This window comes from Azospirillum sp. B4, from assembly GCF_000333275.1.
In the GTDB taxonomy this organism is placed as follows: Bacteria; Pseudomonadota; Alphaproteobacteria; order Azospirillales; family Azospirillaceae; genus Nitrospirillum.
Window position 1 is genome coordinate 1 of the sequence record NZ_BACU01000632.1, and the last position, 13,832, is coordinate 13,832.

The 13,832-nt window shown below is 66.1% G+C and carries 10 protein-coding genes and 2 tRNA genes; 11 read left to right on the forward strand and 1 reads right to left on the reverse strand.

Annotated features, from left to right (window positions below):
* Nucleotides 1-148: 148 nt before the first annotated feature.
* Entirely contained in the window at nucleotides 149-2,512 is a 2,364-nt protein-coding gene (locus I55_RS28265) for a transketolase (RefSeq protein ID WP_044564072.1), read from the forward strand.
* A 146-nt stretch (nucleotides 2,513-2,658) separates the two neighbouring features.
* Here I55_RS28265 and I55_RS28270 read toward each other — a convergent pair whose 3' ends face one another.
* Nucleotides 2,659-3,354, reverse strand: a complete 696-nt coding sequence (locus I55_RS28270; protein ID WP_083901494.1) for a GNAT family N-acetyltransferase — start codon at nucleotides 3,352-3,354, stop codon at nucleotides 2,659-2,661.
* Between the two features lie 312 nt (nucleotides 3,355-3,666).
* Between I55_RS28270 and I55_RS28275 the strand changes: the two genes are divergently transcribed.
* The 10 genes from I55_RS28275 to I55_RS28320 form a co-directional block, all read left to right on the forward strand.
* Nucleotides 3,667-3,751 (forward strand) — tRNA-Leu (locus I55_RS28275).
* 109 nt (nucleotides 3,752-3,860) lie between these two features.
* Complete coding sequence (gene tig / locus I55_RS28280; RefSeq protein ID WP_044564073.1) at nucleotides 3,861-5,198, forward strand: trigger factor; 1,338 nt, start codon at nucleotides 3,861-3,863, stop codon at nucleotides 5,196-5,198.
* Between the two features lie 131 nt (nucleotides 5,199-5,329).
* A complete protein-coding gene (clpP, locus tag I55_RS28285) occupies nucleotides 5,330-5,965 on the forward strand; it encodes an ATP-dependent Clp endopeptidase proteolytic subunit ClpP (protein ID WP_044564074.1) in 636 nt (211 codons plus the stop codon).
* A gap of 264 nt (nucleotides 5,966-6,229) precedes the next feature.
* Nucleotides 6,230-7,495 (forward strand): ATP-dependent Clp protease ATP-binding subunit ClpX, encoded by a 1,266-nt coding sequence (gene clpX / locus I55_RS28290; RefSeq protein ID WP_040849805.1) that lies wholly within the window; start codon nucleotides 6,230-6,232, stop codon nucleotides 7,493-7,495.
* 385 nt (nucleotides 7,496-7,880) lie between these two features.
* Nucleotides 7,881-10,289: an endopeptidase La gene (gene lon, locus I55_RS28295; RefSeq protein WP_044564075.1), complete on the forward strand. Its 2,409-nt coding sequence runs from the start codon at nucleotides 7,881-7,883 to the stop codon at nucleotides 10,287-10,289.
* A gap of 159 nt (nucleotides 10,290-10,448) precedes the next feature.
* Nucleotides 10,449-10,721, forward strand: coding sequence for an HU family DNA-binding protein (locus I55_RS28300; protein ID WP_044564076.1), 273 nt, complete (start codon nucleotides 10,449-10,451; stop codon nucleotides 10,719-10,721).
* A gap of 329 nt (nucleotides 10,722-11,050) precedes the next feature.
* Nucleotides 11,051-11,125, forward strand: a tRNA-Val gene (locus I55_RS28305).
* 281 nt (nucleotides 11,126-11,406) lie between these two features.
* Nucleotides 11,407-12,285 (forward strand): hypothetical protein, encoded by an 879-nt coding sequence (locus tag I55_RS28310; RefSeq protein ID WP_044564077.1) that lies wholly within the window; start codon nucleotides 11,407-11,409, stop codon nucleotides 12,283-12,285.
* Nucleotides 12,285-12,500 (forward strand): hypothetical protein, encoded by a 216-nt coding sequence (locus I55_RS28315; RefSeq protein ID WP_044564078.1) that lies wholly within the window; start codon nucleotides 12,285-12,287, stop codon nucleotides 12,498-12,500. Before I55_RS28310 ends, I55_RS28315 begins: the two co-directional genes overlap by 1 nt.
* Before the next feature lie 54 nt (nucleotides 12,501-12,554).
* The coding region (locus tag I55_RS28320) for a Na+/H+ antiporter (protein WP_044564079.1) at nucleotides 12,555-13,832 on the forward strand (1,278 nt) is incomplete at its 3' end.

Below are 13,832 nucleotides of genomic sequence, written 5' to 3' on the forward strand. Positions count from 1 at the left end.
TCCGGGGCCCCGGCCTGACGGTCAAAACTTTCAACGCCAAAAAATTTTGAACGCCGGTCTTCAGGGCGGCGTCATCCGGGTCTATAACCCTGGGCAATGACGGGCGCCGGCCATCCGGCTTCGGGCGCCCCACTCCCAGGGAAGAAACATGCCCGACGCCTCGACCATTCCGGCCGTCCACCCCGACAAGATCCGCCTGCTGGAGGCGCTGGAGCGCAAGGTGCTCTGGCTGTCGGCGTGGACCATCCACAACGCCAACCACATCCGCCCCTCGCGCGATGGGCTTAAGGTGGGCGGTCATCAGGCGTCCAGCGCGTCGCTGGCCAGCATCATGACGGCGCTCTATTTCGACGTGCTGCGGCCGCAGGACCGGGTGGCGGTCAAACCGCACGCCAGTCCCGTCTTCAACGCCATCCAATACATGTTGGGCCGCCAGAGCCAAGAGAAGCTGGAACGCTTCCGCGCCCTGGGCGGGGCGCAGAGCTATCCTTCGCGCACCAAGGACACCGACGACGTGGATTTCTCCACCGGCTCCGTCGGCCTGGGCGTGGCCGTCACCGCCTTCGCCTCCCTGGTGCAGGACTATGTCCGCCTCAAGGGCCTGTCAGATCAGCCGGAGGGCCGCATGGTGGCCCTGGTGGGCGACGCCGAGATGGACGAGGGCAACGTCTTCGAAGCCATGCTGGAGGGGTGGAAGCACGACCTGCGCAACACCTGGTGGATCATCGACTACAACCGCCAGAGCCTGGACAGCGTGGTATCGGACCGGCTGTGGGTGCCCATCGAGGGCATGTTCCGGTCGCTCGATTGGAACGTGCAGATCCTGAAGTATGGCAAGAAGCTGCAGGCGGCGTTCGCTGAAGAGGGGGGTGACGCCCTGCGCCAGTGGATCGACACCTGCCCCAACCAGCTCTATTCCGCCTTGACCTTCAAAGGCGGGGCCGCTTGGCGCGAGGCGCTGATTCGGGACTTGGGCGATACGCGCGGCATCCGCCACATCCTCGATGCCCATGACGATGCGGCCCTGGGCGGCCTGATGACCAACCTGGCCGGCCATGACCTGCCCACCCTGCTGGAAACCTTCCACGGCACTACCGATGACCGCCCCGCCTGCTTCATCGCCTACACGGTCAAGGGCCGGGGCCTGCCCTTCCAGGGGCACAAGGACAACCACTCCGGCCTGATGAATCCGGAACAGATGGCTGTTTTCAAGGCCGCTTGCGGCCTGGCGGACGGGCAGGAGTGGGACCGCCACGCCGGCCTGGATGTGGACCCGGCGGACCTGGACGCCTTCCTGTCCCAGGTGCCCTTCGCCCAGGGCACCGGGCCGGGCCCCAATGGTGAAAGGAAGGCCAGCCGCCGCCTGGCGGCGGACCCGATTCCCGTGCCGCCCTCCCTGGCGGTGGATTTGGGCCCCCGCATGTCCACGCAGGAAGGCTTCGGCAAAATCCTGGGAGAGATCGCCAAGGGTGACGACGCTTTGGCGGCGCGTATCGTCACCACCTCCCCCGATGTCACCGTCTCCACCAATCTGGGTCCCTGGGTGAATCGCCGGGGCCTGTTCGCGCGGACGGAGACGCAGGACATCTTCCGGGAGCAGAAGGTGGTGTCCGCCCAGCGCTGGCAGGGCGCCCCCGGCGGCCAGCATATCGAGCTGGGCATCGCGGAGCACAACCTGTTCCTCCTGCTGGCGGCGCTGGGGCTCAGCCATGACCTGTTCGGCGCCCGGCTGCTGCCCATCGGCACCCTATACGATCCCTTCATCAAGCGCGGCCTGGACGCCATGAACTACGCGGCCTACCAGGACGCCCGCTTCATGGTGGTGGCCACGCCGTCGGGCGTCACCCTGGCGCCGGAGGGCGGCGCCCACCAGTCCATCGCCACCCCGCTGATCGGCATGGGCCTGCCCAACGTCTCCAGCTATGAGCCCGCCTACGTGGATGAGTTGGCGGCCATCATGGCCTGGGGCTTCGATCATATGCAGCGGCCGGATGGCGGCTCCCTCTACCTGCGTCTGACCACCCGCCAGGTGGAGCAGCCCACGCGGCAGCCGGCCGGCCTGGACCGCGACGCCGTCATCCAGGGCGGCTATTGGCTGCGTGCGCCCGCGCCCGGCGCCGAATTCGCCATCGTCTACTGCGGCGCCCTGGCGCCGGAGGCGCTGGAGGCCCACGCCCAGGTGCTGGAAGACTGCCCCGGTGCCGGCCTGCTGGCCGTGACCTCCCCAGACCGGCTGCACGCCGGCTGGACGGCGGCGCAACGGCAGGGCAAGGGAAAGGACGCCCATGTCCACCGCCTGCTGTCCGCCCTGCCAGCGGGCGCCAAGCTGGTGACAGTCATGGACGGCCACCCGGCGGCGCTGTCCTGGCTGGGCTCCGTGCGGGGCCAGACGGTGGCGGCGCTGGGCGTGGAAACGTTCGGGCAGTCCGCCGACATCCCGGATCTCTATCGCGTCCAGGGCCTGGACGCCGACGCCATCGTGGACGCCTGCGCCCGGGTGTTGTTGAGCTGACTTTGGCTTGCCCTCAGGCGGCGGGCGGCCGCATCCGCGGCCTTGCCTTCCTCGATTTCCGGTCCGCTACGCTCCCCGGAAATCTGCGGTGCCCGCAGTCACGCGGGCTACCACCGGCATGAGACTCATGCCGGTGCCTTTCCGGCCTAAAACTCCCCCAGCGCCTTGATCTGTGATCCGTCGTCGGTGAAGTTCTCCGGCGCGAGCCAGGCCGCCAAGCGCTGGCGGCGGGCGGGCCATTCCGCGTCCAGAATGGAAAAGACGTTGGTGTCCCAGTTGCGGTCCTTCATCCACAGGGTCTGGCGCAGCAGACCCTCGTGGGTGAAGCCATAGCGCTGGGCCGCCTTGATGGAGGCGAGGTTGGGCGGGCCGCAACGCCATTCCATCCGGCGGTATCCGGATTGGCCCAGCGCATAGTCGAGCAGCAGGAACACCCCCTCCGTCCCCGTCACCCGGCGGCTGAGGCGGGCGCCGTAGACCAGGCCCATCTCCACCGTGCCCATGTCGGGGTTGGCGTTCAGCAGGATCAGCACGCCGGCCGGCGTCGGCTCAGGCTCATCCCCTGTCTTGTCCATCCCTGTCTTGTCCATCACGGCGTAGATGGTCTGGCCGGGGCGGGGAATCCGGTCGCGCAGCCATTGGGTGAAGACCTCCGGCTCGGCGAAGGGACCGCCGGGGATATGGTCCCACAGGCTGGCGTGGCGGCCGATGGCCTCCCACAGGCCGGCGGCGTGGCGGTCCAGGTCCAGCTTTTCCAGATCCACCGTGCGGCCGATCAGCCGGTCGGTGGTCAGGGCGGGGCGGGGCAGGGTGGGGATGATGGGCGTGGGGGCGGCGGTCATGCGGTCAGGGGCCTCGGCTGCGTCTCTCCAGGATGGCGCAGCATAACAAGCGCTTCGGTGCCGCCGATAGCCGGCAGTTGCGGCGCGAGTCACGGCCGGCACGCGAAGCGGGTCGGCGTCTTGGCCGCTTGATGAGGCCGGCCCCCCCGCCTAGATTCCTATTTACGCGGGTGCGCGGGTGCTATAGATCGGACGGCGCCTGGAAGGGTCCGGGCGCTATTCCTATGCCCATTTCCCATTTGGCGCCGCCGGTGCCCAGTGGAAACGGGCGATGGGACCGGGCGCCGGAACGACCCCGTCCTGGGTTTGGCCGCGGGCGTGGCGGAACTGGTAGACGCGCCGGATTTAGGTTCCGGTGACGAAAGTCGTGGGGGTTCGAGTCCCTTCGCCCGCACCAAACACGAGATATCAACCCAACCGCCCGTGGTCCGTCCGGCCCCGGGCACCCAGGGGCCGGGATCGCCGGCATCCGGGGCCGATCAAAAGAGACAGGTTCGAATAGTCCCATGAACATCACCCAGACCAGCACCGAAGGCCTGCGCCGCGAATACACGGTCGTCATCCCCGCCGCCGATCTGGCTGGCCGGGTGGACGCCCAACTGAAGGAAATCGGCAAGACCGTGCGCATGCCGGGCTTCCGCCCCGGCAAGGTGCCGATGTCGGTGCTGAAGCAGCGCTATGGGCAGTCGGTGATGGGCGAAGTGCTGGACAAGGCCATGTCCGACAGCGCCACCAAGGTGGTCGAGCAGCACAGCCTGCGTCCCGCCCTGCAGCCCAAGGTCGAGATCGTGAAGTTCGAGGCGGACGGCGCCAGCGACCTGGAATTCAAGATGGCCTACGAGGTGCTGCCGGAGTTCGAGCCGGCCGACCTCAGCGGCGTCGCCATCGAGAAGCCGGTGGTCGAAATCACCGATGAGCAGGTGGACGAGGCCGTGGGCCGCATCGCCTCCGGCCGCAAGACCTCCGCCCCGCTGACCGAGGATCGCCCGGCCGCCAAGGGCGACATCGTGGTCATCGACTTCGACGGTTCCGTCGATGGCGAAAAGCGCCCCGGCATGAAGGGCGAGGGCCATGAGCTGGAGCTGGGCACCAACAGCTTCATCGACACCTTCGAGGAGCAGTTGGAGGGCACCCGCGCCGGTGACCACCGCACCGTCAACGTCACCTTCCCCGAGGGCTACCACGCCGCCGAGCTGGCCGGTAAGGCCGCCGTGTTCGAGGTGGACGTGAAGGAAGTGAAGCAGGCCGTCGAGGTGACCGTCGACGATGAGTTCGCCAAGGGCCTGGGCTTCGACGACTTGGCCGCGCTGAAGACCGTCATCCGCGACCGTCTGGGCGGCGACTACACGGTCATGAGCCGCCTGCGCGCCAAGCGCGCCCTGCTGGACCAGCTGGCCGAGCTGCACAGCTTCGAGGTGCCGCAGGGCATGGTCGACATCGAGTTCGACCAGATCTGGAAGCGCCTGCAGGACGAGCTGAAGGCCGGCGACGCCGGCGAGGACGCGGGCAAGGATGAGGAAGAACTCCGCAAGGAGTACCGCGATATCGCCATCCGTCGTGTTCGTTTGGGTCTGGTCCTTTCCGAGATCGGTCAGAAGAACAATATAACGGTGGCGAGGGAAGAGCTGAACCAGGCCGTGCTGGCCGAGGTGCGGCGCTACCCGGGCCAGGAGCGTGAGGTTTTCGACTTCTTCAAGAACAACCCCCAGGCTGTGGAAAGCCTGCGGGCCCCGGTTTTTGAAGACAAGGTTGTCGACTTCATCCTGGGACAGGTTAAGGTGACGGAGAAGCCCGTGTCGGCTGAAGAGCTGATGCAGGATCCCGATGAGGAAGAGGCGGCCTGAGGGTCGTCTCCCGTCTTCGGTTTCTGACGGGCATCGGTATAGTACGGGAAACGGGGGAGGGACGGTCCTCCCCCCGGACCGGCAACGGGCCCGGGGATGGCCCCCGGGTCGGACGCAGCGCTGGAGCAGGCATGATCGACTTTGAGCCGCAGATGAACACGCTGGTCCCCATGGTGGTCGAGCAGACCAATCGGGGTGAGCGGGCCTACGACATCTATTCGCGCCTGTTGAAGGAACGGATCATCTTCCTCGTCGGTGGCGTGAACGACGCGGTGTCCAGCCTGATCTGCGCCCAGCTTCTGTTCCTGGAAGCGGAAAACCCGACGAAGGAAATCTCCTTCTACATCAATTCGCCGGGCGGCATCGTCACCTCGGGGTTGGCGATTTACGACACCATGCAGTACATCCGCTGCCCGGTGGCGACGCTGTGTGTCGGCCAGGCGGCCTCCATGGGCTCGCTGCTGCTGGCGGGCGGGACGGCGGGCAAGCGCTTCTCGCTGCCCAACAGCCGCATCATGATCCACCAGCCCTCGGGCGGTGCCCAGGGCCAGGCGGCGGACATCGAAATCCAGGCGCGTGAGATCCTGAAGATCCGGCACCGCCTCAACGAAATCTACGTGCGCCACACCGGCCAACCGATCGACAAGATCGAACGGGCGATGGAGCGTGACAACTTCATGACCGCGGACGAGGCCAAGGCGTTCGGTCTGATCGACGACGTCATCGCCGCCCGTCCCGGCGCCGGCGGGACCGCCCAGGCGGCCTGACGCGCAAGGGTTTTAGCCGTCCGGCTTCCGGCGGGTCCACCCCCGCCGGAACGCCCCCACCGGGATACCCCGGTATGGGTGTTCGGACATGAAGAGACACACGGGGGGTTGAAAGGCCTGCGTTCCGTGGTGTTGAATGGGTGGGCAGTGGCGGGTGAGCGGTGTTTCATCCCCTTGTCCGCCGGCCGATCCCGGGAGGATCGGGCCCCGGTTCCGTCATCGTGATGGCTCCGGGTGACTGTCCCGGTGATGTACGGAGCTTTTATGACCAAGTCGACCGGCAGCGATTCGAAGAATACCCTCTACTGCTCCTTCTGCGGGAAGAGCCAGCATGAGGTCCGGAAGCTCATTGCCGGCCCCACGGTGTTCATCTGCGATGAATGCGTGGAATTGTGCATGGACATCATCCGCGAAGAGAACAAGACGACGCTGGTGAAGTCCCGCGACGGCGTTCCCACCCCGCGCGACATCTGCGCGGTACTGGACGATTACGTCATCGGGCAGAGCCACGCCAAGCGCGTGCTCTCTGTCGCCGTGCACAACCACTATAAGCGGCTGGCCCACGGCACCAAGCACAGCGACGTCGAACTGGCGAAATCCAACATCCTGCTGATCGGCCCCACGGGCTGCGGCAAGACCCTGTTGGCCCAGACGCTGGCCCGCATCATCGACGTCCCCTTCACCATGGCCGATGCCACCACGCTGACCGAGGCCGGTTACGTGGGCGAGGATGTGGAAAACATCATCCTCAAGCTGCTGCAGGCCGCCGACTACAATGTCGAGCGGGCGCAGCGCGGCATCGTCTACATCGACGAAGTGGACAAGATCAGCCGCAAGTCCGACAATCCGTCCATCACCCGCGACGTGTCGGGCGAGGGCGTGCAGCAGGCCCTGCTGAAGATCATGGAAGGCACCGTGGCCTCCGTGCCGCCGCAGGGCGGGCGCAAGCATCCGCAGCAGGAATTCCTGCAGGTGGACACGACCAACATCCTATTCATCTGCGGTGGCGCCTTCGCCGGGCTGGAGAAGATCATCGCCGCCCGCGGCAAGGGCACGTCTATCGGCTTCGGCGCCGATGTGAAGGGCCCGGACGATCGCCGCACTGGCGACGTGCTGCGCGAGGTGGAGCCTGAGGATCTGCTGAAGTTCGGCCTCATTCCGGAATTCGTCGGCCGTCTGCCCGTTGTGGCGACCCTGAACGACCTGGACGAGGAAGCGCTGATCGAGATCCTGACCAAGCCGAAGAACGCGCTGGTCAAACAGTACCAGCGCCTGTTCGAGATGGAGGACGTGAAGCTGTCCTTCGCCGAGGAGGCCCTGAAATCGATCGCCAACAAGGCCATCCAGCGCAAGACCGGCGCCCGTGGCCTGCGCTCCATCATGGAATCCATCCTGCTGGAGTCGATGTTCGATCTGCCGGGCCTGCAGGGCGTGGACGAGATCGTCATCAATGGCGAGGTGGTCGAAGGCCGGGCCCAGCCGCTGTACATCTACGCGGATCGTAAGGCGGAGGCGGCGCCCGTCGCCTGACGGGCCGATAGCGCGACGGGGCGGTCGTCCGGCCGCCCATCGGCGATAGGCTTTTTGGATAGTTTGCGACCCGGGAAATCCTTCGTTGCGGAGGTTTCCCGGGTTTTCTTTTGTCGTCGCCCTGCTTTTGGTCCGGAATCCAGGGACTTGGCGGTGACGGGCGGCGAATTGGCGGTGCTGATGCCTGCAAAGTCGCAACGTTCCCCGCCGGAACGCTCCCCTTAGCGCAGAAATCCCCCGGTTCAAGCCCTTGAAGGGGGTGTGTCGGTGTGCCACGTTACCAGGGCGACCTCCCGACGCCGCGCCCATGACGGGGCGGCTGGTGGATGGCGGGCCAGGCCCATCATGGGCTGGCCGCTGAGATTCTGAGTGGAAGGTCAGATCTATGTTGGAAGCCACCCGAGGCACCCTTTACCCGGTCCTCCCCCTACGCGACATCGTGGTGTTCCCGCACATGATCGTGCCCCTGTTCGTGGGGCGCGAAAAGTCGGTGCGCGCGCTGGAAGACGTGATGAAGGATGACAAGCAGATCCTGTTGGTCACCCAGAAGAACGCCGCGCAGGACGACCCGACGCCCGAGGACATCTATTCCGTGGGTACCATCGGCACGGTGCTGCAGCTGCTGAAGCTGCCCGACGGGACCGTGAAGGTCCTGGTCGAGGGCGGCCAGCGTGCGCGCATCGTCAACTTTGAGCGGAACGAGGACTTCTTCCAGGCCTACGCCAATCCGATCGAAGAAAAGACCGGTGAGGCGCAGGAGGCCGAGGCCCTGGCCCGTGCCGCCGTGGCGCAGTTCGAACAGTACATCAAGCTGAACAAGAAGATCCCGCCGGAGGTCCTGGTCTCGGTCAATCAGATCGAGGAGCCGGGCAAGCTGGCCGACACCATCGCCTCTCACTTGGCGCTGAAGATTCCGGAGAAGCAGCAGCTTCTGGAAGCGGCGACGGTGGGGGAGCGGCTGGAGAAGGTCTACGCTTTCATGGAGGGCGAGATCGGCGTCCTGCAGGTGGAAAAGCGTATCCGCAACCGCGTCAAGCGGCAGATGGAGAAGACCCAGCGCGAGTACTATCTGAACGAACAGATGAAGGCCATCCAGAAGGAACTCGGTGAATCCGAGGATGGCAAGGACGAGGTCGCCGAGATCGAGGAGCGCATCGCCAAGACCCGCCTCAGCAAAGAGGCCCGGGAAAAGGCGCTGGCCGAGGTCAAAAAGCTGCGGACCATGAGCCCCATGTCCGCCGAGGCGACCGTCGTGCGCAATTACCTGGACTGGATGCTGTCCATTCCGTGGAAGAAGCGCACCAAGGTGAAGAAGGACATCAAGGGGGCCGAGGCCATCCTTGATGCCGATCACTACGGTCTGGAGAAGGTCAAGGAGCGCATCCTGGAGTACCTGGCCGTGCAGCAGCGCATGGACAAGGTCAAGGGTCCTATCCTCTGCCTCGTCGGCCCGCCCGGTGTCGGCAAGACCTCGCTTGGCAAGTCCATCGCCAAGGCCACGGGCCGCAACTTCGTCCGCGTGTCGCTGGGTGGCGTCCGGGATGAGGCCGAGGTGCGCGGTCACCGCCGGACCTACATCGGTTCCATGCCCGGCAAGGTCATCCAGGGCATGAAGAAGGCGAAGTCGTCCAACCCGCTCTTCCTGCTGGATGAGATCGACAAGCTGGGCGCCGATTGGCGCGGTGATCCCTCGTCCGCGCTGCTGGAGGTGTTGGATCCCGAGCAGAACGGCACCTTCAACGATCATTACCTGGAGGTCGATTACGATCTGTCCGATGTGATGTTCGTCTGCACGGCCAACACCCTGCGCATGCCCCAGCCCTTGCTGGACCGCATGGAGGTCATCCGGCTGTCGGGCTACACCGAGGACGAGAAGATCGAGATCACCCGTGGCCACCTGATCGACAAGGAGCTGAAGTCGCACGGCCTGAAGGCGGGCGAGTTCACCATCTCCGACGACGCGCTGCGCGACCTCATCCGCTACTACACCCGGGAAGCCGGCGTGCGCAGTCTGGAGCGTGAGATCGCCAACCTGGCCCGCAAGGCGATCAAGGAGATCCTCATGAAGGGGGTCGACAAGGTGTCGATCACCCGCCGCAACCTCGACAAGTATGCCGGCGTGCGCCGGTTCCACTATGGAGAGGCGGAGAAGGAGGATCTGGTGGGCTGCACCACCGGTCTTGCCTGGACCGAGGTGGGCGGCGAGCTGCTGACCATCGAGGCGGTGATGCTGCGCGGCAAGGGCCGTGTCACCACCACGGGCAAGCTGGGCGACGTCATGAAGGAATCGGTGCAGGCCGCCGAGAGCTTCGTGAAGTCCCGGTCCGCCCAGTTTGGCATCAAACCGACGCTTTTCGAGCGCAAGGACATCCATGTCCACGTGCCCGAAGGAGCTACGCCTAAGGACGGTCCGTCCGCCGGCGTGGCCATGACCACCTCCATCGTCTCCGTGCTGACGGGCATTCCCGTGCGCAAGGATGTCGCCATGACCGGCGAAATCACGTTGCGCGGCCGGGTTCTGCCCATCGGCGGACTGAAGGAGAAATTATTGGCCGCACTTCGCGGCGGTATCAAGACCGTGTTGATTCCAAAGGACAATGAGAAGGACCTCGCGGACATTCCGGATAATGTGAAGCGTGGCCTGACCATCATCCCCGTGACGACGGCCGACGAGGTGCTGGCCAATGCCCTGGTGCAGCCGCTGGTCCCGATCGAGTGGTCTGAGCCTGAGGTCGTCGAGCCCGTGGCCGCGAAAGCCGCGGAAGACGGGAAGGATGATGTGATTCGGCATTGAAGTACGAAGAGAAATCGTGTGAATTGAAGGCCTGACGCGACGGCCCCGGGGCGGATAACCCCGGGGCCGTACGTCCGAACCGAATCCCAATCCCGGCGCGCGCCCCGCGACCGGGACGAAATCCAAGATTAGATCCTGCTTCAAGAAGGGGGGCCTTAAGTGAATAAGAACGATCTCGTTGCCGCCGTTGCCGCGAGTGCGGAGCTGTCCAAGGCTGATGCGAACAAGGCGGTCGATGCGGTGTTCGACGGCATCACCGAAGCCCTCAAGAAGGGCGACGAAGTTCGCCTGGTTGGTTTCGGCACGTTCGCCGTTGCCGAGCGCGCCGCGTCCGAGGGCCGCAACCCGCGTACCGGTGAGGCGATCTCCATCGCCGCCAGCAAGCAGCCGAAGTTCAAGCCCGGCAAGGGCCTGAAGGACGCGCTGAACTAAAAACGGCGTACACGCCGCTTTTATATGCCGGTCTTTGGGGGAACCGGTCGCCGCTCCCGCGGCCCAGTCCCCCAATGACAGGTGTTTAGCCGAGCTTCCCATTCGGGTGGCCAGCGCGGTTCGGGCAGATGCCGGTCAGTGCCGGCTGGGTTCACGAACCAGCGCTTTTTAAAAGGCGGGACGCCGATGGGTGTTCCCGTCCTTTTTATTTGTGATGTCCGACCGTCGCGGGGCCATCCCCGAAAAAGGGGTTCCCAAATGCGGCGCGGGTCGTTAAAGCGTCAGGGCCCGGACCGCCCTTGCTTGGGGAATGGCCGGGCGCCATGGATGGGCGGTTAGCTCAGGGGTAGAGCAGGTGCTTTACACGCATCGGGTCGGGGGTTCAAATCCCTCACCGCCCACCATCAATCCATCGACACCAAGATCGGCACGAACCCGTGATCCAGCGGCGGGGACAGGCGGGTGCGGCTTCCCCATTTGGCCCCGGATTGTCACTTTGAGCGGGGGGCCAAAGCTGTAATCATCCGGCGGGCCGCCCATATACGGGCCGGTCCTACAGGGTCGGGGCATCTATTAAGTTGGGCGCCGTCGGCGTCCGCGTTCCCACAACGGGGCGCGGCAGCCTTTACGGCATGTGCTTCGAGGGCGGTCGGCCGATGATCCGGCGCCCCGATATGGAGGAAGCATGGCGTCGCAGGGCGAATTGGGCATGGGCCGGTCGGCTTGGGGGGCTGCGCTCCAACTCTATCGGGACGTGTTCGCGGTACCCGGCCGCATCGCCCGCTTTCTGGGCATGCCCGCCGTTTTCAGCCTGGCCTCCGCCCTGTTTTTCCAGCTGCGCGCCACCCAATATCTGGGCCGTGAGGGTGATGAGTCGCTGTGGGGTGAGTTCCTGTTCATCTTCCTGGTCATGGTCGTGTTTCAGACCTGGTCGCACATGCGCTCCCTATCCGCCTGGGGGCACTGGGTGCGCACGGGCCAGGAGTCGCTGACCTTCCTGCAGCCGGGATTCGGCCGCAAGGAATGGAACGCCACTGGCTGGCAGGTCCTCTATTTCTTCATGCTGCTGATCGCCCTCATGGTGTTGTTCTTCGCCAAGGCCCTGGTGCTGGACCCGGGAACGGAGGACCAGGCGGGGCCGGGCGTCTGGCTGGCGGTGCTGGCCGCCGCTGTCGCCGTGGGCGTGGCGACGCTGCATGTGACCGTCCGCCTGGGCATTGGCCTGATGGCCATTCTCGCCGATGAGCCGGTGGCCTTCGGCCGCTATTGGGCGGCGTCGGCGCCGCTGGCCTGGCGCCTGACCTGGGCGGTCCTGATCAGTCAAGCGGCACTGCAGGTCCCCTGCTTCTTCCTGAACCGGCTGGTGATGGGGGATTGGCTTACCGCCAGCCGCACCTCCCCGCCCGACTTGGCCGTCAGCCTGGCGTGGTCGGCGGCCATGGCCATCGTCAACTTCGTCTGCGTGGCCCTGCTGGGCGTCGCCCTGGCCCGCGCCCACCGCGCGCTCACCGACGATGGCGTTGCCGAGAAGGCCTTGCCGCTGGCCGGCGGGTGGGAGCGGTGATGGAACCGCCCCCACCCGGTGGCCCGCCCGGTGGGCTGACCCGCCAGCATCGCGCCTTGCTGATCATTCTGGGGCTGTCCATGATCGGCGGACGGCTGTGGGACATGAACCACGACCGTGCCGCCGGCCCTGGAATGAACATCCTGGTCATCGTGCTGGGCATTGTCGTCCTGGCCGTGGCCTTTGTGGCGGGCCGGGGCCGGTCCGGCCGCTAATCGGCCCTGTCCCTTCTGCCCGCCTGGCACCCAGCCTGCAATGGAATCGCGCCCATGGAAACGATGACCGCCATCCTGATCCTGCTGGTGGCGGTCGTGGTCTCCGGCGGCATTGGCCGCTTCATCCCCCTGTTGCCCCAGCCGCTGATCCAGGTGGCGCTGGGGGCGGTGCTAGGCGGCGTGTCGGGCGTGTCCATCACCCTCAACCCCGACCTTTTCCTGCTGCTGTTCATTCCACCACTGCTGTTCATGGACGCCTGGCGCTTCCCGGCGGCGGAGTTGCGCCGCCTGGGTGGCATCATCCTGACCCTGGCCGTGGGCCTGGTGATGTTCACCGTGGTGGGGGCTGGACACATCATCCACTGGCTGCTGCCGGGCATGCCGCTGGCGACATCCTTCGCGCTGGCGGCGGTGCTGTCGCCCACCGACGCCGTGGCCGTCTCCGGCATGACCGGTGGCATTCGCATGCCCGCGCGCCTGAAGCACATCCTGGAGGGGGAGGCGCTGCTGAACGACGCCTCCGGGCTGGTGTGCCTGCAATTCGCCGTCACCGCGGCCTTGACCGGGAGTTTTTCCTTGAGCGCGGCCACAGGCGCCTTCCTGTGGGCGGCGGCGGGTGGCCTTGTGGTCGGTGTGGTTGTTTCCGCCGTGGTGCGCCTGGTCCAGGGCTGGTTCGTCCGGACCCGGGGCGACAATCCCGGAATCACCATCCTCAGCATGCTGCTGGTGCCGTTCGCGGCCTATCTGGCGGCGGAGCATCTGGCCATGTCGGGCATCCTGGCGGCTGTGGCCGCCGGCATGACCTTGAACCTGCTGCCCTTGGAGGAGTCGGGGCAGGTGACCACCCGACTGCAGGGGACAGCCGTGGGGGAGATGGTGCAGTTCACCCTGAACGGCGTCATCTTCATCCTGCTGGGCTGGCAGTTGCCCGGCGTCCTGGGCCAGGCGCCCGCCATCGCCGTGCAGGCGGGCGCGCCCGTCGCCGGCCCGCAGGACACACCGGTGGGCATGGGCTGGCTGGGTCTGCATGTCCTCATGATCACCGGCGCTCTGCTGGGTCTGCGGGTGCTGTGGGTCTGGCTGTCGATGGTGGTCATGCGCGCGCTGGNCAGGTCCCGGCGCCGGCCGCGGCAGGTCCGCCCTTCCCTGCGCCTGATCGTCGTCACCGCCGTAGCCGGCGTGCGCGGGGCCGTCACCCTGGCCGGCGTGTTGTCGCTGCCGGACTGGTTGCGCGACGGTGTGCCCTTTCCCGGCCGCGACGTCGCCATCTTCCTGGCCTGCGGCGTGATCCTGGTGTCGCTGCTGCTGGCCAGCGGCGTGCTGCCCTGGTTG